At 68.7% G+C, this 19,816-nt stretch carries 19 protein-coding genes; 5 read left to right on the top strand and 14 right to left on the bottom strand.

Going from position 1 to position 19,816, the window contains the following annotated elements; all coding sequences use genetic code 11:
• Position 1: 1 nt before the first annotated feature.
• A complete protein-coding gene (locus METRZ18153_RS0115200; RefSeq protein WP_020165535.1) occupies positions 2-172 on the top strand; it encodes a DNA gyrase inhibitor YacG in 171 nt (56 codons plus the stop codon).
• 127 nt (positions 173-299) lie between these two features.
• On the opposite strand, the gene METRZ18153_RS0115195 is transcribed toward METRZ18153_RS0115200, so the two are convergent.
• The gene (locus METRZ18153_RS0115195) at positions 300-830 is read right to left on the bottom strand and encodes an energy transducer TonB (protein WP_020165534.1); all 531 of its coding nucleotides are present in this window, start codon (positions 828-830) and stop codon (positions 300-302) included.
• A gap of 83 nt (positions 831-913) precedes the next feature.
• Here METRZ18153_RS0115195 and METRZ18153_RS0115190 point away from each other — a divergent pair, with 83 nt between their 5' ends.
• Positions 914-1,990, top strand: coding sequence for an ankyrin repeat domain-containing protein (locus METRZ18153_RS0115190; RefSeq protein ID WP_020165533.1), 1,077 nt, complete (start codon positions 914-916; stop codon positions 1,988-1,990).
• On the opposite strand, the gene METRZ18153_RS0115185 is transcribed toward METRZ18153_RS0115190, so the two are convergent.
• Both METRZ18153_RS0115185 and METRZ18153_RS0115180 read right to left on the bottom strand, forming a co-directional pair.
• Complete coding sequence (locus METRZ18153_RS0115185) at positions 1,950-3,749, bottom strand: SulP family inorganic anion transporter (protein WP_232416060.1); 1,800 nt, start codon at positions 3,747-3,749, stop codon at positions 1,950-1,952. The genes METRZ18153_RS0115190 and METRZ18153_RS0115185 overlap by 41 nt on opposite strands.
• Before the next feature lie 34 nt (positions 3,750-3,783).
• A complete protein-coding gene (locus tag METRZ18153_RS0115180; protein WP_020165531.1) occupies positions 3,784-4,653 on the bottom strand; it encodes an MBL fold metallo-hydrolase in 870 nt (289 codons plus the stop codon).
• 291 nt (positions 4,654-4,944) lie between these two features.
• Here METRZ18153_RS0115180 and METRZ18153_RS0115175 point away from each other — a divergent pair, with 291 nt between their 5' ends.
• Positions 4,945-8,967: a response regulator gene (locus METRZ18153_RS0115175; RefSeq protein ID WP_020165530.1), complete on the top strand. Its 4,023-nt coding sequence runs from the start codon at positions 4,945-4,947 to the stop codon at positions 8,965-8,967.
• A gap of 4 nt (positions 8,968-8,971) precedes the next feature.
• On the opposite strand, the gene METRZ18153_RS0115170 is transcribed toward METRZ18153_RS0115175, so the two are convergent.
• The 6 genes from METRZ18153_RS0115170 to METRZ18153_RS0115145 form a co-directional block, all read right to left on the bottom strand.
• A complete protein-coding gene (locus tag METRZ18153_RS0115170; RefSeq protein ID WP_020165529.1) occupies positions 8,972-10,099 on the bottom strand; it encodes an HD domain-containing phosphohydrolase in 1,128 nt (375 codons plus the stop codon).
• A gap of 217 nt (positions 10,100-10,316) precedes the next feature.
• Positions 10,317-10,391: a pyrroloquinoline quinone precursor peptide PqqA gene (gene pqqA, locus METRZ18153_RS20255; RefSeq protein ID WP_008060153.1), complete on the bottom strand. Its 75-nt coding sequence runs from the start codon at positions 10,389-10,391 to the stop codon at positions 10,317-10,319.
• Positions 10,392-10,528: 137 nt separating this feature from the next.
• The gene (gene lptA / locus METRZ18153_RS0115160) at positions 10,529-11,086 is read right to left on the bottom strand and encodes a lipopolysaccharide transport periplasmic protein LptA (protein ID WP_020165527.1); all 558 of its coding nucleotides are present in this window, start codon (positions 11,084-11,086) and stop codon (positions 10,529-10,531) included.
• Positions 11,083-11,664: an LPS export ABC transporter periplasmic protein LptC gene (gene lptC, locus METRZ18153_RS0115155; protein ID WP_020165526.1), complete on the bottom strand. Its 582-nt coding sequence runs from the start codon at positions 11,662-11,664 to the stop codon at positions 11,083-11,085. The genes lptA and lptC overlap by 4 nt, the downstream gene beginning before the upstream one ends.
• Complete coding sequence (locus METRZ18153_RS0115150; RefSeq protein WP_020165525.1) at positions 11,661-12,191, bottom strand: KdsC family phosphatase; 531 nt, start codon at positions 12,189-12,191, stop codon at positions 11,661-11,663. Before METRZ18153_RS0115150 ends, lptC begins: the two co-directional genes overlap by 4 nt.
• Positions 12,188-13,177, bottom strand: coding sequence for a KpsF/GutQ family sugar-phosphate isomerase (locus METRZ18153_RS0115145; RefSeq protein WP_020165524.1), 990 nt, complete (start codon positions 13,175-13,177; stop codon positions 12,188-12,190). The genes METRZ18153_RS0115150 and METRZ18153_RS0115145 overlap by 4 nt, the downstream gene beginning before the upstream one ends.
• A 143-nt stretch (positions 13,178-13,320) precedes the next feature.
• Here METRZ18153_RS0115145 and METRZ18153_RS0115140 point away from each other — a divergent pair, with 143 nt between their 5' ends.
• A complete protein-coding gene (locus METRZ18153_RS0115140; RefSeq protein WP_020165523.1) occupies positions 13,321-15,291 on the top strand; it encodes a monovalent cation:proton antiporter family protein in 1,971 nt (656 codons plus the stop codon).
• 42 nt (positions 15,292-15,333) lie between these two features.
• Here METRZ18153_RS0115140 and METRZ18153_RS0115135 read toward each other — a convergent pair whose 3' ends face one another.
• Positions 15,334-16,050 (bottom strand): prepilin-type N-terminal cleavage/methylation domain-containing protein, encoded by a 717-nt coding sequence (locus METRZ18153_RS0115135; protein WP_020165522.1) that lies wholly within the window; start codon positions 16,048-16,050, stop codon positions 15,334-15,336.
• 245 nt (positions 16,051-16,295) lie between these two features.
• Between METRZ18153_RS0115135 and METRZ18153_RS0115130 the strand changes: the two genes are divergently transcribed.
• Positions 16,296-18,035 carry an ATP-binding protein gene (locus METRZ18153_RS0115130; protein WP_020165521.1) on the top strand — a complete coding sequence of 580 codons (1,740 nt, stop codon included), beginning with the start codon at positions 16,296-16,298 and terminating at the stop codon, positions 18,033-18,035.
• Here METRZ18153_RS0115130 and METRZ18153_RS0115125 read toward each other — a convergent pair.
• From METRZ18153_RS0115125 to METRZ18153_RS0115110, 4 genes are read right to left on the bottom strand one after another with little or no spacing between them, the layout of a single operon-like run.
• Positions 18,019-18,429 (bottom strand): DUF1499 domain-containing protein, encoded by a 411-nt coding sequence (locus METRZ18153_RS0115125; protein WP_043364258.1) that lies wholly within the window; start codon positions 18,427-18,429, stop codon positions 18,019-18,021. The genes METRZ18153_RS0115130 and METRZ18153_RS0115125 overlap by 17 nt on opposite strands.
• The gene (locus METRZ18153_RS0115120) at positions 18,426-19,004 is read right to left on the bottom strand and encodes a peroxiredoxin (RefSeq protein ID WP_020165519.1); all 579 of its coding nucleotides are present in this window, start codon (positions 19,002-19,004) and stop codon (positions 18,426-18,428) included. Before METRZ18153_RS0115120 ends, METRZ18153_RS0115125 begins: the two co-directional genes overlap by 4 nt.
• On the bottom strand, positions 19,001-19,423 hold the full coding sequence (locus METRZ18153_RS0115115; protein WP_020165518.1) for a VOC family protein: 423 nt from the start codon (positions 19,421-19,423) through the stop codon (positions 19,001-19,003). The genes METRZ18153_RS0115120 and METRZ18153_RS0115115 overlap by 4 nt, the downstream gene beginning before the upstream one ends.
• On the bottom strand, positions 19,420-19,779 hold the full coding sequence (locus METRZ18153_RS0115110) for a GFA family protein (protein WP_020165517.1): 360 nt from the start codon (positions 19,777-19,779) through the stop codon (positions 19,420-19,422). Before METRZ18153_RS0115110 ends, METRZ18153_RS0115115 begins: the two co-directional genes overlap by 4 nt.
• Between the last annotated feature and the right edge of the window lie 37 nt (positions 19,780-19,816).

The following is a 19,816-nucleotide window of genomic DNA, read 5'->3' as shown; positions in this document are numbered from 1 at the left end:
CATGGTGGTCTGCCCGCGCTGTGGCGAACCAGCGCTGTACGCGCCCTCCAACCCGGCGCGGCCCTTCTGCAGCATGCGCTGCAAGCAGATTGACCTCGGTGCCTGGGCGAACGAGGAATACCGCGTCCCCGACACCACGCCCGAACTGCCGCAGGACGACGACCCGGCCTGAGCCAGGTTCCTGTGCGAGGGTCTTCTGACCCCGACAGCTGCCTGAATCGCAGCCTGCGGACGGCAACGGCCGGGTCGCGGCCAAGGCAGTGTCCACAGAAGCACGCTCGATTCGCCGTCGATACGGGCTACTCCAGCCTGAACACCACCGGCAGCAGCAGTTCTCGCGCGCCGCCAGCGTCGATACGGCCGATCTGGCGGGCGGCGTCGAGGGCGGCGCGGTCGAGCAGAGGGTGGCCGCTGCCGGCCAGCACGGCGGCGTCGATCACGTGGCCCGAGCCGTCGAGCAGCAGACGCAGTTTCACTTCGCCTTCGAGGCCGCCGTCTATCGCTTCCTGCGGATAGAACACATGCCTGTTCAGCTGCCGTTGCGCGCGTTCGCGCGCTCGTGCGGTGGCGACCGGAGCCGCGCGCGGCGCGGGCACGACGGCCGGCGCCGGCGGCGCCTCGTCGGCGCGCTCGCTGCGCGTGTCCTTCAGCAGCGGTGTGGCTACCGGTACGTCCGGCTGCGTTTCGGCCGGACGCGGCGCGAGCAGGCGCGCTTGCAGCCGCTCGACCGCCGGCGCGGCCGGGGCGTCGGACGTGCGGGGCCAGAACAGCAGAGCGGCGTGCAGCAGTGCGGACAGTGCAAGTGCGAAAGGAAGTTTCAGGCGGGACAAACCGTAAGGTGGGGTCGGTAAACTCCTCCCCATTTTGCCGCAGCCGCGCCGGCGCGACGGCGGCTCTCACAAGGACTCACGATTTGAATGCGGCCGCACGCGCGCTGATCACCGTCAGCGCAGCCTTCTTCATGGCATCGGCACAGGCCGAACTGCCCGATCCTTCACGCTTCGGACGGGCGATGGAAATGGGCGACATCCGTTCCGCGTCCCGCTGGCTGGACGAAGGGCTGCCGCCCGATTTCGAGGCCGACGTCACTGGCAGCGGACTGATGATCGCTGCGGCCGAAGGCAATATCCGGCTGATGGAGCTGTTCGTCGAGCGCGGCGCCAATATCGACTACGTCAGCCGCATCGGCGAGCAGGCGATCGCGCTGGCGGCGTGGAAGGGCCACCAGCGGGCGGTGGAGTGGCTGATCGAGCGCGGCGCCTCGCTCAATCCGCCGGACAAGACCTGGAGCGCGCTGCATTACGCCGCTTTCGCCGGCAAGACGCGCATCGTCGATCTGCTGCTGCGCAATGGCGCGAAGCTCGACGCACGGGCGCCGAATCTGGCGACGCCGCTGATGATGGCGGTGCGCGAGGGCAACGAGGGCATCGTGAAAGCGCTGGTCGACGCTGGCGCCAGCACCACCGCGGTGTCCGACCGTGGCGAGAACGCGCTGGCCTGGGCGCTGCGCTACAACCGGCTGAAGATCGCGACGCTGGTGGCCCCGCCGGAGAACGTGGCCGAGGCGGTCAGCGCACCGCCGGTGGCCGCACCGGCGCCGCCGCCGCAGGCATCGATCCCGGCGCCGCCCGAAGTGAGCGAACTGCTGAACAAGCTGCGTCAGGCCGAGGCCCAGGGCAAGCCGACCGAGGCCTTGCGTCGCCAGTTCATGGCGGCGGTCGAGCGCCATCGCAAGACGTCGGCGAAACAGACGGTGAAGGCGGCGCCGTCGGCGCTGGTCATTTCGGCCAAACGCGGCAAGGCCGGTGCCGAGCGCGCCGAACTGGTCGCCGGTGCGGCCACGCCAGCGGTGCAGACCCTGGCCGAGGACGCCGGCGCGGTCGACATCCTGCGCGCCATCCAGGCGGCGCAGGCGAAAGGTCAGCCGACCGAAGAACTGCGCCGCCGCTTCAGGGCCGAGGTGGACAAGCTCCGGCAGTCAGCGCAGTAACCGCCGCGTGATGTGACAGGAATACCTGGCCGCCCAGATGGGGCAGCAGGTCGGTGCGTTCCAGCTTGTCCATCACCGGGCCCTTCACTTCGGACAGGTGCAGCAGCACCCCCATGTCCTTCAGACGGTGCACCACGCTCTCCAGCATTTCGAGCGCGCTGGCATCGATGTCGTTGACCGCCGAACACATCAGCACCACGTTGCGCACCGACGGTTGCGCGGCGACCAGCGCCAGGATGCGGTCCTCCACCTGGCGGGCGTTCATGAAGTTCAGACCTTCGTCGACGCGCAGGCCGATCAGCGACGGATCGGTATCGACCGCGTGGCGCTCGACGTTACGGTAGTGCTCGGTACCGGGCACCCGACCGACCACCGCCATGTGCGGACGGCTGGCGTGCCACAGGTGATTCAGCAACGTCAGCACGACGCCGGCGCTGACGCCGGCTTCGACGCCGAACAGCAGGGTGACGACCAGCGTCGTGGCGGCAGCCAGGAAGTCGGGCGGCGAACTGCGCCAGGTGCGGCGCAGCGTGTCGGCATCGACCAGCGTCAGGATGGCGACCACGATGGTGGCGGCCAGCGTGGCCTGCGGCAGGTAGTGCAACGCCGGCGTCAGCGTCAGCGATGCCAGCGCGATGCCGACCGCGGTGAAGGCGCCGGCTGCCGGTGTTGCTGCACCGGCGTCGAAATTGACCACCGAACGCGACAGCCCGCCGGTCACCGGATAGCCGCCGGTTGCCGCTGCTGCCAGGTTGGCCGCGCCAAGGCCGATCAGCTCCTGGTCGGGTTCGATGCGCAGCCGGCGCTTGGCGGCGAAGGTCTGCGCCACCGACACCGATTCGACGAAACCGATGATGCTGATCAGCAGCGCCGGCAGCGCCAGCTGCGACAGCAGTGCCGGATCGAGTGAGGGCAGGGTCAGCGGCGGCAGGCCGGCCGGAATGTCGCCCACCTTGCGCACACCCGCTTCGTCCAGTCGCAGCGCCCACATCAGCAATGTGCTGCCGAGCACGGCCAGCACCGGCCCGGCCTTGGCACAGGTGTCGGCGGTGCGCGCGCCAGCGCCGAGCCGGACAAGCAGCGGCTTGAGGCGGGTGCGCGTCCAGTACAGGAACACCAGTACGCCGGTGCCGAGTGCGGCGGTCGGCAGGTGGATGGCGGGCAGCCCGGCGAGCAGAGGCGGCAGCAGTTCCGGCAGCGTGTCGCCGTCGGCGCGTATGCCCAGCAGGTGCTTGAGCTGGCTCAGCGTAATCAGCAGCGCCGACGCGGTGAGGAAGCCCGATACCACCGGGTGGCTCAGGAAGCTGGCGAGAAAGCCCAGCCGCAGCACGCCCATCACGACGAGCATTAGGCCGGACAGCGCGGCCAGCGTCAGCGCCGCCTGCAGCCGCGCCGCCTCGTCGGCGATGCCCAGCCCGCCAACGGCGGCCGCCGTCATCAGCGACACCACCGCGACCGGGCCGACCGACAGCGCGTGGCTGCTGCCGAACAGCGCATAGGCGAACAGCGGTGCGATGCTGGCGTACAGACCGATGTGCGGCGGCAGGCCGGCGAGCTGGGCGTAGGCCAGACTCTGCGGGATCAGCATCAGCGTCACGATGAGCGAAGCCAGCAGGTCGGCGCCGAAGGCCGGGCGGTCGTAGCGCGGTGCCCAGTCGAGCACCGGCAGCCAGCGCGCCAGACCGCGGACGCGGCGGGCCGGTGCGTGTGCGCTGTTCCGGGTGGCCTGGCCGTCGGTGTGCGAAGTTCCGGTGTTCACGACGTCGATTGTGCCGCGCCCGGTGGCCTTCGCGTCAGAGCGCATCGAGCGGAATCTTCAGATAACGCGTGCCATTGTCCTCAGGCGGCGGCAGATGGCCGGCGCGCATGTTCACCTGCACCGACGGCAGGATGAGCACCGGCATGTCCAGCGTCGCGTCGCGCGCGGTGCGCATGGCGACGAAGTCTTCCTCCGATACGCCGTCGTGCACGTGGATGTTGTGCGCGCGCTCGTCGGCCACCGTCGTTTCCCAGCACGGCGCGCGGCCGTCCGGCATGTAGTCGTGACACATGAACAGCCGGGTTTCCGGCGGCAGCGCCAGCAGCGTGCGGATGGAGCGATACAGCGTGCGCGCATCCCCGCCCGGGAAGTCGCAGCGCGCGGTGCCATAGTCGGGCATGAACAGCGTGTCGCCGACGAAGGCCGCGTCCTCGATCAGATAGGACATGCAGGCCGGCGTGTGCCCCGGCGTATGCAGTGCACGCGCCTGCAGGCTGCCTATCGTGAAGGTTTCACCATCGCGGAACAGATGGTCGAACTGGCTGCCGTCGCGCTCGAACTCGGTGCCGGCGTTGAACAGCTTGCCGAACACCTGCTGCACGGTGACGATGTGCTCGCCGATGCCCAGCCGGCCGCCCAGCTGCTGCTTGATCCACGGTGCGGCCGAAAGGTGGTCGGCATGGACGTGGGTTTCCAGTATCCATTCCAGTCGCGCGCCCAGTTCGCGTACGCGGGCGATGATGCGATCGGCCGACGCAGTCGACGTGCGCCCCGATTTGGGGTCGTAGTCGAGCACGCTGTCGACCACGGCGCAGGCGTGGGTTGAGCGATCGAACACGATGTAGCTCACCGTGTTGGTCGCTGCGTCGAAGAAGCTTTCGATCTGCAGGCTGTCTCGGGTCATGGGTCCGTTCTTCCAAAAGTGCGGCCGGAATGCCGTACGGCGCTGCGCTGCGCCGGCGGTACGGGACGATGTATAGCCCGCCTGCGGCCTTGCGATCGGTAACCTAGGTCACCCTGGACCGTGCCACAGGGGCCATCGTGCCCCGGAGAGGGCGCCGAAGGCGTAGGCTGTGCCCCGGTCAAGATGTGCGGTCGGCGGCCGATAACGATGGGTCACCGGTGCGCACGCGGGAGGCCCATCCGATCGACGGATCCGACACCGGAAGCCCCCGCGCCAAAGAGAATACAGCCGATGCAGGAACCACCGTTCGAACAGGACACCGTTGCCTTCCAGCGCCGCTTCGTCGCGCTGGTCGCGATCTGGCTCGTCCTTTGCGCGCTGGTTACGCTGTTCGCGGCGCGCAACGCCAGCGACGAATACCTGCTCGACGCGCAGGCGCGCAGCGCGCTGCGCCTGGACAGCCTGAACGAATCGCTATCGTCCACCTTCCGTCAGCTGGCCGCATTGCCGGTGACCCTGGCGCGGCAGGACGCGTTGCAGAAGTATCTGGCGGCGCAGGCGGGCGAGCAGGCGATCCGAGCGCTGCCGCCCGGTCCGGCGCTCAGGCAGTATCTGATGGAACGGCGCGACGCGCTCGGCATGAGCAGCCTGCTCAACGCCGTCGCACAGGATTTCAATCTCGGGCTGGTCTATCTGCTGGACGCCGACGGCAATGCCATCGCCGACAGCGGATTCCACCTGCCGTACGCGGTGCTCGGGTTGAATTACGCCGATCGCGAGTATTTCCGTCAGGCGGTCGATGGCGGGATTGGCCTGCAGTACCTGATGGGGCGCACGACGAATGTGCCCGGCTTCTACTTCTCGGCGCGGGTGGACGTGGTCGGGCGCCCGCCCGGCGTACTCGTGCTGAAGCAGGACGCCGAGACGATGCGCCATCTGTTCGGCGGCTACGACCAGTTCGCACTGATGGCCGACAACAACGGCGTGATCGTGCTGGCGTCGCCGCCCGAACTGGTGCTCAAGCGCTTCGCGCCGGCGATCGACGATCCGATCGACGATGCCACCCTGAAGGCGCGCTTCGGCGTGGTACCGCCGGTGCTGCCGTGGCGCGGCGACGAAACCCGGCTCGGCGACGGCACGACGGCACATCTGCAGGTGGTGGACGGCCTGCGTCACCTGGTGCTTGGACGCGCGATGGACGACTCGCCCTACACCGTCTGGGTGCTGCTCCCGCTGCGCGAGGAGGCGGCCCTGTGGCGGCGCCACATCGCCGGTGGCCTCGTGGTCGGCCTGCTCGGGCTGGCGCTGATCGCGCTGTGGTTCCGACGCGAGCGGCAGAACATCGATACCCATCGCGCACGCCGCGAACTGCTCGAACTGGCCAATGCGCTGCCGCTCACCGTATTCCGCTTCCACCGCCCGCTCGGCCGCAGCGGTCGCTTCGCCTTCCTCGGCCATGGCGTCGAGGCACTGTTCGGGCGGACGGCTGAGCAGGTTGCTGAAGACCCGGGCGCGCTGTGGCGCGCCTGCGGCATCGACGACGACAGCCCGCCGGTACGTTCGACCGAACTGCAGGTGCGCACGCCGTCCGGTCCGCGCTGGCTGCGCGTGGACAGCACGCCTATGCCCGACGGCCGCGGCGGTACGATCTACAACGGCTACTGGCTCGACATCACCGAGCGCAAGCTCGGCGAAGCCAAGTTCCGCGCGCTGTTCGAGCACTCCTTCGACAGCTATTTCTTCTACGACGAGGACGATGGCGTCATCAGCTGCAACCCGGCCACGCTGGCGCTGTTCGGCCTGCCGTCGGAAGAGGCGCTGCGTGGCCGCGTGCCGTGGAACACGCCGCTGTCGCCGGAGCGCCAGCCTGATGGTGAATCGAGCGCCGTCGCCGCGCGCCGTCTGCTGTCGGACGCCAGCGAGGCGGGGCGGCCGCAGATGCGCGAATGGCAGTTTGCCGGCGCCGGCGAGCGCGCCTTTACGGTCGAACTGGCGGTCATCCCTATCCAGCAGGGCGCGCGCCGCCTTTACTGCCTGATTGCGCACGACGTGACACTGAAGAAGGAAGCCGAGGCGGCGATGCTGCGCGCGCGAGATGCCGCCGAGGCGGCGGCGCAGCTGAAGTCCAGCTTCCTCGCCAACATGTCGCACGAAATCCGCACGCCGATGAATGCCATCCTCGGCATGACGCATCTGGCGCTGCGCGACGACATGTCGCCGCGCCAGCGCAACTACATCGAGAAGGCGCACCGCTCGGCGCACGGTCTGCTGGCCATCCTGAACGACATCCTCGACCTGTCGAAGATCGAGTCCGGCCGCCTCGACATCGAGCACATCGACTTCCGGCTCGACACGGTGATCAACCACATGGTGGATGTGATCGGCGTCAGGGCGGAGGAGAAGGGGCTGGAACTGCTGTTCAGCGCCGAACCCGGGCTGCCCACGGCGCTGATCGGCGACCCGGTGCGGCTCGGTCAGGTGCTGATCAACCTCGGCAGCAACGCGATCAAGTTCACCGAGCACGGCGACGTCATCATCGGCGTCGAACTGGGGGCGCGCGACGAACGCGCGGTCGAACTGCACTTCACGGTGCGCGATTCCGGCATCGGCATGGACGAGGCGCAGATTGCGCGCCTGTTCCAGCCCTTCACCCAGGCCGACAGCTCGATCACCCGCCGTTACGGCGGTACCGGACTGGGCCTCACCATTTCGCGCCAGCTGGTCGAACTGATGGGCGGCCGCATCTGGGTGGACAGCGAACCCGGCCGCGGCTCGACCTTCCACTTCACCGCCCGCTTCGGCCTGCAGGCCGGCGCCGACGCCGTACCCGAGCGCCTGCCCGGTACGGTGCCCGGTTCGCGCGTGCTGGTGGTCGATGACCACCCGGGCGCACGCGAGGTGCTGGCGGCACTCTGTCGCGGCATCGGCCTCGACGTCGACACCGCCGCCGGTGGCGACGAGGCGCTGGACATGCTGGCCGCCGACGAAGGACGGCACGGTCTCATGCTGATCGACTGGAAGATGCCGGGCATGGACGGCGTACGCCTTGCCGAGGAACTGCGCCGTCGCTGGCCGCAGCGCAGCATGCGGCTCATCCTGGTCACCGCGCTGGGCCGCGACGACGTCGCCACGCAGTCGGCCGGCCGCCATTTCGAGGCGGTGCTGCATAAGCCGGTCACCCCGTCGGCGTTGCTCGACGCGGTGTCGCAGGCCTACGGCCGGCGCGCCGACGCACACGCCCCGACGCCCGGCGACGAACGGCTGGAAGCCAGCATGGCGGCGGTGGCCGGCGCCCGCGTGCTGCTGGTCGAGGACAACGAACTGAACCAGGAACTGGCGCACGACCTGCTCGAGCGCGCCGGCGTCGAGGTGGTGATCGCCGGCGACGGTCAGCAGGCGGTAGACGTGCTGGCGGGCGGCAGCCGTTTCGATGCGGTGCTGATGGATTGCCAGATGCCGGTGATGGACGGCTATACCGCCACCCGTACGCTGCGCGGCCTGCCCGGACTGCAGAACCTGCCGGTGATCGCGATGACGGCCAGCGTGCTGGAGGCGGACCGCGCGCGCATGTACGACTGCGGCATGAACGACTGCATACCCAAGCCGCTCGACGTGCCGCAGATGTTCGCCACGCTGGCACGCTGGGTCCATCCGCAGCCCGGTACCGACAGGCAGTCCGGCGCGGCGGCCCCGGCGACGTCCGACGACGTGGTGCCCGCGCTGCCCGGCATCGATACCGCGGCCGGGCTGGCGCATTGCATGGGCAAGCCGCAGCTGTACAGGCGCGTGTTGCGCGCCTTCCTGCGCGGTCAGCGCGATTTCGCCACGCAGTTCGACGAGGCGCGCCGCGGACCGGACGCGCAGGCGGCGGCGCGGCTGGCGCACACGCTGCGCGGCCTGGCCGGCACCGTCGGCGCGCACACGCTGCACGGTCTTGCGTCGGAACTGGAAGGACTGCTGACGCGCGAGTCGGCCGACGCCGACATCGACGTCGCGGCGACGGCGCTCACGCGCGAGCTCGATGCGCTGATCGGGTCACTGCTGTCGCATCCCTGGGTGGCCGACGAGGTCGTCGCCGACGGTGCCCCCCCGGACCCTCGTCAGCTGGCTGAACCCCTGCGCGCACTGGCGCAACTGATCGCCGACAGCGACGCCGAAGCGGTGGCGCGTGCGCTCGAACTGCAGCACATGCTCGCCGGATCGTCGCTGGAGTCGCTGGCCGCCTCGCTCGGCGATGCATTGAAGCGCTACGACTTCGAACAGGCGAACGCCTGGCTGACCGCGCTGTACGAGCGCGCCGGCGTCCAGCCCTGAGGCCTCAGGCCGGCAGGGCGGCGCCCTCGCCGCTGTCGCCCGGTTCGGCCACCGGCACGTCGACGTCGGTCATCGGGCCGTGCGTGTCGGCGTAGGTGGCATTGATGCGCAGCATGTCCGGCAGTACCGACGGCAGCACCTCCATCAGGGCCGGGTCGAAATGCAGGCCGGTGTTGCGGCCCATCACCTGCAGCGTTTCGTCGATCGGCATCGCCGGCTTGTACGGTCGCGCGGTCATCAGCGCGTCGAACACATCGGCGATGGCGACGATGCGGCCGAACAGCGGAATGTTCTCACCGATCAGGCCGCGCGGGTAACCGCTGCCGTCGAAGCGCTCGTGGTGGGTGAGGGCGATGGTGCGCGCGGTCTGCAGCAGTTCGTCGTCGTGCTCGCCGATGATTTCGGCGCCGATCTCGGGGTGCTGTCGCATCACCGCCCACTCCGCCTTGCTCAGCGGGCCCGGCTTCAGCAGCACGGCGTCGGGAATGCCGATCTTGCCGATGTCGTGCATCGATGCCGTGTTGAACAGCAGTTCGGTCGCCTCCGGCCCGAGGCCGATCGCCTGCGCGATCAGCCGCGCGTAATAGCTCATGCGGATGACGTGATTGCCGGTTTCGTTGTCGCGGAATTCGGCGGCGCGGCCGAGCCGGCGGATGATCTGCTGGCGCGATGCGAACAGTTCGGCGGTGCGCTCGCGTACGCGGTCTTCCAGCGCCCGTGTCTGGTCGTACAGCGCCAGATGGGTGCGCACGCGCGCACTGACGATGGGCGGACTGATCGGCTTGGTGATGTAGTCGACGGCACCGACCTCCAGCCCGAGGCGTTCGTCCTCGATCGAGGTCATCGCGGTGACGAAGATGATGGGAATGCCGCGCCGGTCCGGGTTGGCCTTGATGCGGCGGCATACGTCGTAACCGTTCATGCCGGGCATCATGATGTCGAGCAGGATGAGGTCGGGCGGCTCGGTCGAATTGACGATGGCCAGCGCCTTCTCGCCGCTGGTGGCCACCTTGACCCGGTAGTCCTGGCGCAGCAGGGCGCTCAGCAGGTCGATGTTTTCCGGCGTGTCGTCGGCAACCAGTATGGTCTGTCTGGTCGTCCGCCCCGCGCCCTGGTCTGCGTCCGTCACCATCGTCTCCTGTGATCAGGCCCCAAGGTCTGTTGCCATTGAATCACGGGCCGCGCGCGATTCCCGATTCAATGGCAACAGACCCTAAGCCTTCGGCATGTTAATCACGGTTCGCTGATATCGGAACACCTGCGGACGATGCAGTTCCCGCCCCGCACGGGATGTACGGGCGAAAAAAAACGGCGGGAACGCCGCCGTTTTTTCCTGTTGCAGCCGCGTATCAGCGGTTGGCAACGTACATCGTGATTTCGAAGCCGAAACGCAGGTCGGTGGCCTTCGGGGTTTCCCAGTTCATATCTCTCTCCGTCATGTTGTACTTCTTGAAAGACACAGCGGTTGCCGTGTCTGGATCAGAGTATGGACAGGAAGCGAAGGTGCGACCTCCAGCCGCCGCTGAAAACCGGGTCATGATTTTCATGACCCGGCGGCGCCTCACTCCTTCGGCGCCGACTTCGGCTGGATGATGGCACGCACTCGCTTGGACTGGTCGCCGGCCGACGGCACCGACTTGGCATCGCCCGAATTGGTAACCGTGTAGTTCTCGCTGATCGAGTTGTACTCGATGTACTGGCCGCGCACTTCGTCGCCGCCGCTCTTCACGTGGGCGCGCACGAAGAAGCGGGTGATTTCGGTCTTGGCGTCGTGCTCGATGCGCTCCGCCTCGCCCTCCATCCACAGGTCCTGGCCCTCGCGCTTCTGGCGGAAGCGGGCGAGGCCGCCTTCGCCGCCAGTGGCCACACCCTTCTGGTAGCCGGTGGCGTCCTGGGTCACCACGACGCGGTTGGCCTTGATGGTCAGCGTGCCCTGCGTGAACACGACATTGCCTTCGAAGGTGTGCGTGCGGGTGCGGTCATCGACCGTCACCTTGTCCGCTTCGAGGTTGACCGGCTTGTCGCGGTCGGCGCGCTCGGCGCGGGCGGGCGTGCTCAGGCCGGCGGCCAGCACGAGGTTGAGCAGGATCAGGCCGGTGAGGGCAGGGCGCAGAGTCATGGGCGGCGGGTTCTTTCGAGGGTGGCTTTGACGCGCGATTCGAGTATGTAGGTCTGTTTGACGCGGTCGGCGACCATGCCGACACCGTGTGCCACCGATTTGCCCTGCGTCAGCTTCACCGGCTTGTCGGTACGGGCAATCTCGTCGTCCGGGTAGACGTTCAGCACGCTGGTCTCCAGCGTCATCTCCGGATTGCCGGGACTGGCTTCGCGCAGCACGCGCACATTGTCGCGCAGGATGGCTTCCTTGCCATCCTTCAGCAACTGCGCGCGGTCGGCACTGATATGGGTCGGCGACTGCTTGCCGCGGTAGAGCAGCTGGGGCATGTCCAGTTCGGTGCTGTCGTCGTCCGGGTAGTGACGCAGCTGCTGCGCGGTCAGCGTGTGCTGCACCTGGCCGCTCGGGTCGAAGCGGCGCACGGTGAAGTTGTCGACGATCACGTCCGGGTCGTGCCTGAGCTTGCCCGAGGACGGGCGGTCATCGACGCGCGTGGCGCGCTCCAGCCACATGGTCAGGCCGACCAGCAGGATCAGGATCAGCAGCGGCAGTGCCTGCTGGACGTTGCGCTGAAGGTTCAACGCAGGCAGTCCTGCAGCAGCGCGTCGAGCGCGCCGCGGGCGTCGAGCAGGTATTCGCAGACTTCGCGCACGGCGCCGCGGCCGCCGTCGGCTTCAGCCACCCAGGCGACGTGCTGGCGCACGAAGAAGTGGGCGTTGGCCGGTGCGGCCGAGAAGCCGCAGGCGCGCAGCACCGGCAGGTCGACGATGTCGTCGCCCATATAGCCGCAGTGTTCCATCGCGATGCCGCGTTCGGCCGCCAGTTCGCGCATCGCCTCACGCTTGTTCTCGACGCCGAGCAGCGCGGTGGTGATGCCGAGGTTGGCGGCGCGGTGACGCACCGCGGGCGACGAACGGCCGGAAATGATGACCACCTCGACGCCGGCGCCGGCCAGCATCTTCAGGCCGTGACCGTCCAGCGTGTTGAAGCCCTTCAGCGAATCGCCGTCCGGGCCGAACCAGATGGTGCCGTCGGTCATCACGCCGTCGACGTCGAAGCCCATCAGGCGAACGTTGCGGGCGGCATCGAGTACGGAGGTTTCGCTCATATCACCTTGGCCTGCATCAGGTCGTGCATGGTCAGCGCGCCGGCCAGCGCGCCGTGTTCGTCGAGCACCAGCAGCTGGTTCACGCGCTGCGTCTCCATCAGGTCGGCCGCTTCGGCCGCCAGCCGGCCAGCCGGAATGGTGCGCGGGTGGCGGCTCATCACGTCGGCCACCGGCACGGTGCGCACGTCGCCCAGGCGGTCGATGGCGCGACGCAGGTCACCGTCGGTGAACACGCCGGCCACGGCGCCGGCGTCGTCGAGCACCACGGTCATGCCCATGCCGCCGCGGGTCACCTGCAGCAGCGCTTCGGTGACGGTGGCGCCGACACCGACGCTGGGCACCGCGTCGCGGGCGCGCATCACGTCGCGCACATGGGTAAGCAGGCGGCGGCCGAGCGCGCCACCCGGGTGGCTGCGCGCGAAGTCGTCTTCGCGGAAGCCGCGCGCCTCCAGCAGCGCGACCGCCAGCGCGTCGCCCAGCGCCAGCGCGCAGGTGGTGCTGGCGGTCGGGGCGAGATTGAGCGGACAGGCTTCGATCGCCACCCCGGCGTCCAGATGCACGTCGGCCAGCGTGGCCAGCGTCGATGTCGCCTTGCCGGTCATCGCGATCGTGCGGCCGCCCTGACGGCGCACCAGCGGCACGATGGCCAGCAATTCGGCGGTTTCGCCGGAATTGGACAGCGCGATCAGCACGTCGTCGCGGTGGATCATGCCGAGGTCGCCATGCAGCGCTTCGGCCGCATGGACGAAATAGGCCGGCGTACCGGTACTGGCCATGGTGGCGGCGATCTTGCGCGCGATGTGGCCGGACTTGCCGAGGCCGCTGACGATGACGCGGCCCGGGCTGTCGAGGATCAGGCGCACCGCCCTAGCGAATTCGTCGCCGAGGCGCGCCGACAGTGCTTCGAGCGCGCTGCCTTCGATGGCGAGCACGCGGCGGGCGCAGGCCAGGATATCTTCGTTCTTCGGTGGGGCGGGCTGTGTCATGCGCGGGGCGGGGTGTGCGGAGGCGTGTAATCGCCCGTACTACGGGCGCAGGAACGATCGGTTATGATCGGCGCGGATTATAACAACCTGCTCCGACAGGCGGCCGCTCCCGGAAAGCGCGGACGGTCGAACACATCGTCACCATGTCTGCCCTCGAGCTGGTTCTTCTGCTGCTCACCGCTTCGGTGCTGGTGGTCGGCCTCTTCCGCAGTATCGGCCTGCCGCCGATACTGGGCTATCTGCTGGTGGGGGCGCTGGCCGGGCCGCACGCACTGGCCTTCATTCCCGACACCGACGAAGCGCGTCACTTTGCCGAGTACGGCATCGTTTTCTTGATGTTCTCGATCGGGCTCGAATTCTCGCTGCCCAAGCTGTTCTCGATGAAGCGGCTGGTGTTTGGCCTCGGCGCCGCCCAGGTCGCCTTCAGCGTGCTCGGCGTAGTCAGCTTCGCCTGGCTGTTCGGTCTCGGATTCAAGGGCGCGATCGCGGTCGGCGGCGCCATCGCGATGTCGTCGACCGCGGTGCTGATCAAGCTGCTGGTCGAGCGGCTGGAACTTGATTCCGCGCACGGCCGGCAGGTGGTGGGCGTGCTGCTGTTCCAGGATCTGGCGGTCGTGCCCTTCCTGGTGGTCATTCCGGTGCTGGCGCTGGGCGCCGAGGAAAGCGTCGAGGCGCTGGGGCTGGCCGCGGTGAAAGCGGCGGTCGCGCTCACCCTCATCCTCTATCTCGGCCCGCGGCTGATGCAGCGCTGGTTCCACATCGTCGCGATGCGCAAGTCGCCCGAGCTGTTCATGCTCAATGTGCTGCTGGTGACGCTGGGCATGGCCTTCGCCACCGAGGTGGCCGGGCTGTCGCTGGCGCTGGGCGCCTTCCTCGCCGGCATGCTGATTTCGGAAACGCAGTACCGCTACCAGGTGGAGGAGGACATCAAGCCCTTCCGTGACGTGCTGCTCGGGCTGTTCTTCGTCACCATCGGCATGAAGCTCAACCTCGCGCTGGTGTTTTCCGAGCTGTTCTTCGTGCTGGTGACGGTGCTGTTCATCCTGGTCGGCAAGTTCGCGGTGGCGGCCGCGGCGTCGCGCTTCTTCGGCTCGTCGCCCGGCAACGCGCTGCGCGTCGGACTGTGGCTGTGCGCCGGTGGCGAATTCGGCTTCGTGCTGATGGCGCTGGCCGATTCCGCCCACCTGATTCCCGACCGCATCCTGCAGATCGTGCTCGCCTCGCTGCTGCTCACGCTGCTCGTCGCGCCGATACTGGCCCACTACGCCGACCGCATCGTGCTGCGACTGGTGCCGTCCGAGTGGCTGCTGCGCTCGATGCAGCTCACCTCGATCGCCGCCCAGTCGCTGGCCACCGACGGCCACGCCATCGTCTGCGGCTACGGCCGCAACGGCCAGTACCTCGGCCGCTTCCTCGAAAACGAAGGCATTTCCTTCATCGCGCTCGACCTCGACCCGGAGCGCGTGCGCGAGGCGGCGGCGGCCGGCGAGACGGTGGTGTTCGGTGACGCCGGCCGGCGCGAAACGCTGATCGCCGCCGGTATCGCGCGCGCGTCCATCGTCGTCGTCACCTTCGTCGATACCGACGCGGCGATGCGGGTGATCCGTCTGGCCAACGAGTTGCGCGCCGACGTGCCGGTGGTGGTGCGCACCTTCGACGAGCGCGACTACGACAAGCTGTCGGCCGCTGGCGCCACCGAAGTGGTGCCGGAATCGCTGGAGTCGTCACTGATGCTGGCCACACACGCGCTGGTGCTGCTGGGCGTGCCGCTGGCGCGGGTGCTCAAGCGCATCCGCCAGTTGCGCGGCGACCGCTACCACCTGCTGCGCGGCCTGTATCGCGGTGCAGAACATCTGGCCGAAGAGGCGGTCAGCGAGGCGCAGCACAAGCGGCTGCACTCGGTCGCGCTGGCGCCCGGTGCTTGGGCCATCGGCCACCGCATCGACGAATTCCATTTCGAGGACGTGCGGGTCGAGGTGAGCGCAATACGCCGGCGCGGCATCCGCGCGCTCGAACCGAGTTCCGACCTGGCTTTCGAGAACGGCGACGTGGTGGTGCTGCTCGGTGAGCCGGCCGAACTGGCGCGGGCGGAATCGAAGCTGCTGAAGGGGTAGTCGAGGCAGGAAACGGGCGGCGGACGCCGCCCGGCGGGTCGGTCAGTAGGCGACGCAGACCGTGTACAGATCGCTGCTGGTGCGTTCGAGGTCCGGCGTGATTTCGATCGCGGTACCGGTGGCCGCCCCAGCGCCACTGACCTGGGCCATCGCGCGCACATTGCCGGTGTTGGTGGCGCCGTCGTCCATGGTCGAGTCGACCTGGCGGGCAAGTCGGGCGGAAATGCCGTCCGAGCAGATGAAGAAGGCGCCGGTCATCGGCACCGAGGCGGAACTGGGCGAGGTTGCCGAGGTGCTGGGTACGGAGATCGGCACGGCGCCGGTGATGCCGATGCGGCCGTTGTCGGCATTTCGCGGGTAGTAATTGCTGGTGGCACTGGTATCGCTGGTGTCGCTGGTGCCGGTCAGCAGATTGGCCATGCGAAGGTGTTGCCAGACGAGGAAGGATTCGTCGGTCGTGGTGGTCGAGTTCCAGTTGCCGCCGACGCGACCGTTGCCGCGGGCTTCGCCGGACGGGCTGCTGGCGTTCGCACCGCCGACATGCTGGCCGGCTGCCGGGTCGTCGCCCGGCATGAAGCGGAAGCGGTCCTGGTAGGCGTACACGGCGGTCGATATCGTGCGGAAATCATTGACCAGGCTTTTCGCCTTGGCGCTGTTGATCAGTTCCTGACCCTTGAGCACGCCGCCGAGCAGCAGACCGATAATGACCAGAACGATGGCGATTTCGACCAGTGTGAAACCGTTTTGCGTGGATCTCATGAAAGTCCTCCTTGATAGCCACCCCACTGCACGATCCGTGCCCATTGCCGCCTTTCTGCAGCGGCGGTGTGCATCATGCTGAATCCGATACAGTTTTTTTCCTTGTCGGGGCGAACGGGCCGCGCAGACAAGCCAACCGGAGCCGCGCGGCCGTTCCGAACTGACCGCTTCTCGACAGTTCCGTCACGTTCCGGTCACTTGCGTGCCGGCCCGGCCGGGCGCCGACGCACGGGCAGGACGCAGCGGTGAGCCCGCGCGAAGCGGCGCCGCAGACGCCACGCCTGCTCGACTGGCTGACGCGCGTACGGCCCTGGCTGCTGCTGTGCGTGCTGGCCAGCCTGCACGGCCTGCTGTGGATAGGCGACGACGTGACGCTGGGGCGCGTCGCGCTGCTGTCGCACATCGGCCTGCTGCTGATGTGGCAGCCGCTGGTCGGCGCGCAGAGCAGGCTGAACGCCCGCGCGCTCATCCTGCTCGCGGTCGCGGTGCTGGCAATGGTCGTGTTCTATGGGCCGGCGGTGCTCAGCCTGTGGATGCTGCTGCTGGCCGGACTGGTCGGCGGCAAGGTGTTCTTTTCGACCTCGCGCGGGCCGCGCATCTATTACCTCGGCGCGCTCGCCTACCTGATCACTGCGCTGTTCACCGTTGCGCTGCCGCGCGCGCTGCCGCCCGGCCTGTCGCTGCCAGCCGGCATCGACACGCTGGGCCTGTGGCTGTCGCCGCTGGCGCTGACCGTCATGCTCGCCGTGCCCGGTCACGAACGCGCGGACCGCGACCGCGAAGTGCTGGATTTCGTGTCCGGCCTGTTCGTGCTGCTGCTGCTGGCCGTGCTGGCGCTGGGTACGCTGGCCGCGATGCTGATCGCTGGCGTCGACTACTTGCGTGCCCTGCTCGGCACGCTGACCGTGCTGGCCGCGATGCTGATGCTGCTCAGCTGGGCGTGGAATCCGCGCGGCGGCTTCGGCGGCCTGGGCGTGGCCTTCACCCGCTACGTGCTGTCGCTGGCGCTGCCCTACGAACGATGGCTGGAGAGCCTGGCCGCGCTGGCGGAAGAGGACGGCCGACCGGAGGATTTCGTCGCCCGCGCCGCCAACCGCCTGTCGGCACTGCCGCTGGTTGCCGGCGGCGAGTGGCGCACGCGCGGCGGCAGTCGCGCGCATGAAGGTCAGTTCGGCCGCCGCGGTGCCCAGCGTTACGACTTCGAGCACCCGCTGCTCGAACTGGCCATCTTCACGCAGCGGCCGCTGTCCGGCGGGCTGGTGTGGCATTTCAATCTGCTGGTGCAACTGCTCGGCCAGTTCTATCAGGCCCGCCTGCGCGCCGAGGAACTGCGCCGCCTGAGCTATCTGTCCGCGATACACGACACCGGCGCCCGCCTCACGCACGACGTGAAGAACCTGCTGCAGTCGCTTAATACGCTGTGCTATGCCGCGCGCGAAGCCGACGGTCCGGACTCCGCGGAGCGCGCCAACGCGCTGCTGGCGCGTCAGTTGCCGGTGATCACCGCGCGGCTCGAAGCGACGCTAGAGAAGCTGCGTCGGCCACAGCCGGCCGACGGCGAATGGATGCCGGCGCCGGAGTGGCTGCAGTCGATGTCGGCCCGTTTCGCCGGTGACGGCGTGGCGGTCGAGGGCGCGACCGAGCCCGATCTTTGGCTGCCCGGCGCGCTGTACACGACGGTTGCCGAAAACCTGATCGCCAATGCGCTGCACAAGCGGCAGACCGAGCCGGGCATCGCCATCGTGATGCGCCTGGGCGGCGAGCGCCTGTCGGTCGAGGACAACGGCAGCGCGATCGCGCCGGCGCTCGCCGACGTCCTGCTGCGTGAGCCGGTCAGCTCCGCGGCGGGTCTGGGCGTGGGGCTCTACCAGGCGGCCAGGCAGGCACAGGCAGCCGGCTTTGTGCTGCGGCTCGCGCTCAACCGTGACGGCTGCGTGTGCTTCACGCTCGAACCGGCGCCGCGACCGCTCAGCGTTGCGGGCTGAGCGCGGCGCGCAGCGCGTCCATCCGCTCGCGGTTTACGCCGAAGTCGTAATGGCCGCTGCGCGCCCCGCTGCGATAGCGGACGACGCGCGCATCGGCATCGATGACGAATTCCGCGGCGTCGACGAAGCCGAACACGCGCGAGCGGAACTCGGCGGCGACGAAGCCCGGCTCGTCGCGCGTGATCATGCTGCGCGGCTGGGCGGTGAGCGCACGGCGCAGTGCGTCCTGTGCTTCGGCCACCGTGCCGGAAAACGGTATCGGTGCCATCTGCGCCTTGCCCGATGCTTCGGTCGACACGCAGTTCGGCTTGTCGGGGCAGGGCGTCAGCGCGGGCGGCGCGGCGAGCGCCGTGGCCGAAAGCAGCGCGAACACCAGGGCGGGCGTGACCTTCATGGCTGCCGCCGCGCGCGCAGCCAAGCCACCACCTCGGCCGCATTGCGGTCCGGCGGAAACACCGGGTAGAACACCTTGACGATGCGCGCCGCGTCGGCGATCAGCGTGAGCCGGCGGTACAGCAGGCGACCGTCGACCTCGAACACCGGCAGCGACAGTGCGTCGCGCAGCGCGAGGTCGCTGTCGCTGAGCAGCGGGAAGGGCAGATGCAGACGCGTGGCCGCCTCGCGCTGATAGTCGCTGTCCTGCGTGCTCAGGCCGAACACGCCGGCGCCGAGTGCGGCCAGTTCCGCGTGGTGATCGCGGAAGGCGCAGGACTGCGGCGTGCAGCCGCGCGCACCCGGTATCGCGTCCCAGCCCTCGGGCAGCGGCACGCCGGGTCGGCCGGTCATCGGGTAGATGTAGATCACCTGCAGGCCGGGCAGCGTCGACAGCTGCACCGTGCAGCCGTCGGTTGCCGGCAGCGCGAGCGCCGGCAGGAGCAGGCCTTCGAGGTGGGCGGCAGCACCGTCGTCGGCGGGCGCCGGCAGGTCGGCGGGGAGTGTGGTCAGCTGAGCGGTCAGCGGGGCGGTCATTCCGGCAGTTCCCAGTGCGGGTTCCAGGCCACCTCCCACAGATGACCGTCGGGATCGGCGAAGTAACCCGCGTAGCCGCCCCAGAAGGTGTCGCGGGCCGGCTTGACGATGCGGCCACCGGCGGCCTTCGCTTCGGTCATCAGCACATCGACCTCGGCTTTCGATGCGACGTTGTGCGCCAGCGAAAAGCCGGCCGGGTCGGTTGCACTGGCGGTGATGCCGGCGTCGTGAGCGAGGCTGGTGCGCGGCCACAGCGCGAGCTTCAGCCCGGGCTGCAGCTCGAAGAAGGCCACCGCGCCGTGTTCGTGCTCGGCGCCGACGATGCCTTCGGTGGGCCAGCCCAAACCGTCGCGGTAGAAGGCGACGGCGCGCGTCAGGTCGTCGGTGCCCAGCGTGATCAGCGTGATGCGCGGCTTCACAGCGCGCGGCCGTCGAAATGCCTGACCGGCAGCGACTCGATGTCGACGTCGTCCAGACAGCGCACATTGATTGCCGCGCTCTCGACGCCGTCCGGCCGCCTGCCCTCGCCGAACGGGTGGATGCCGCAATGCGGACAGAAGCGGTGCTTGATCACGTGCTTGTTGAAGGTGTAGCTCGCCATGTCGGACGCAGGCGTCCTGAGCCTCAGCGCCGCGCGCGGCACGAACCACATCAGCGCGCCCTTGCGCCGGCAGATCGAACAGTTGCAGGCGACGGCGCCCGTCAGTTCGCCAGCGAGTTCGCCATCGACCTCGAAGGCGATCCGCCCGCAGTGGCAGCTTCCGGTGTAGTTCATGCAGATCTCCTCGCGGTGCGGCCCGGTCTTCGCGACG

Source organism: Methyloversatilis discipulorum (genome assembly GCF_000385375.1).
GTDB lineage: Bacteria > Pseudomonadota > Gammaproteobacteria > Burkholderiales > Rhodocyclaceae > Methyloversatilis > Methyloversatilis discipulorum_A.
Note: the sequence above shows the minus strand (reverse complement) of the source record. Positions and strands in the feature narration are given on the sequence as shown.

Bases quoted from the DNA above. Each gene is read 5' to 3' on its own strand.
- METRZ18153_RS0115200 (WP_020165535.1), top strand. From the start codon at position 2: ATGGTGGTCTGCCCGCGCTGTGGCGAACCAGCGCTGTACGCGCCCTCC.
- METRZ18153_RS0115180 (WP_020165531.1), bottom strand. From the start codon at position 4,653: ATGACCCGAGACAGCCTGCAGATCGAAAGCTTCTTCGACGCAGCGACC.
- METRZ18153_RS0115175 (WP_020165530.1), top strand. From the start codon at position 4,945: ATGCAGGAACCACCGTTCGAACAGGACACCGTTGCCTTCCAGCGCCGC.
- METRZ18153_RS0115170 (WP_020165529.1), bottom strand. From the start codon at position 10,099: ATGGTGACGGACGCAGACCAGGGCGCGGGGCGGACGACCAGACAGACC.
- lptA (WP_020165527.1), bottom strand. From the start codon at position 11,086: ATGACTCTGCGCCCTGCCCTCACCGGCCTGATCCTGCTCAACCTCGTG.
- METRZ18153_RS0115150 (WP_020165525.1), bottom strand. From the start codon at position 12,191: ATGAGCGAAACCTCCGTACTCGATGCCGCCCGCAACGTTCGCCTGATG.
- METRZ18153_RS0115145 (WP_020165524.1), bottom strand. From the start codon at position 13,177: ATGACACAGCCCGCCCCACCGAAGAACGAAGATATCCTGGCCTGCGCC.
- METRZ18153_RS0115140 (WP_020165523.1), top strand. From the start codon at position 13,321: ATGTCTGCCCTCGAGCTGGTTCTTCTGCTGCTCACCGCTTCGGTGCTG.
- METRZ18153_RS0115135 (WP_020165522.1), bottom strand. From the start codon at position 16,050: ATGAGATCCACGCAAAACGGTTTCACACTGGTCGAAATCGCCATCGTT.
- METRZ18153_RS0115125 (WP_043364258.1), bottom strand. From the start codon at position 18,429: ATGAAGGTCACGCCCGCCCTGGTGTTCGCGCTGCTTTCGGCCACGGCG.
- METRZ18153_RS0115120 (WP_020165519.1), bottom strand. From the start codon at position 19,004: ATGACCGCCCCGCTGACCGCTCAGCTGACCACACTCCCCGCCGACCTG.
- METRZ18153_RS0115110 (WP_020165517.1), bottom strand. From the start codon at position 19,779: ATGAACTACACCGGAAGCTGCCACTGCGGGCGGATCGCCTTCGAGGTC.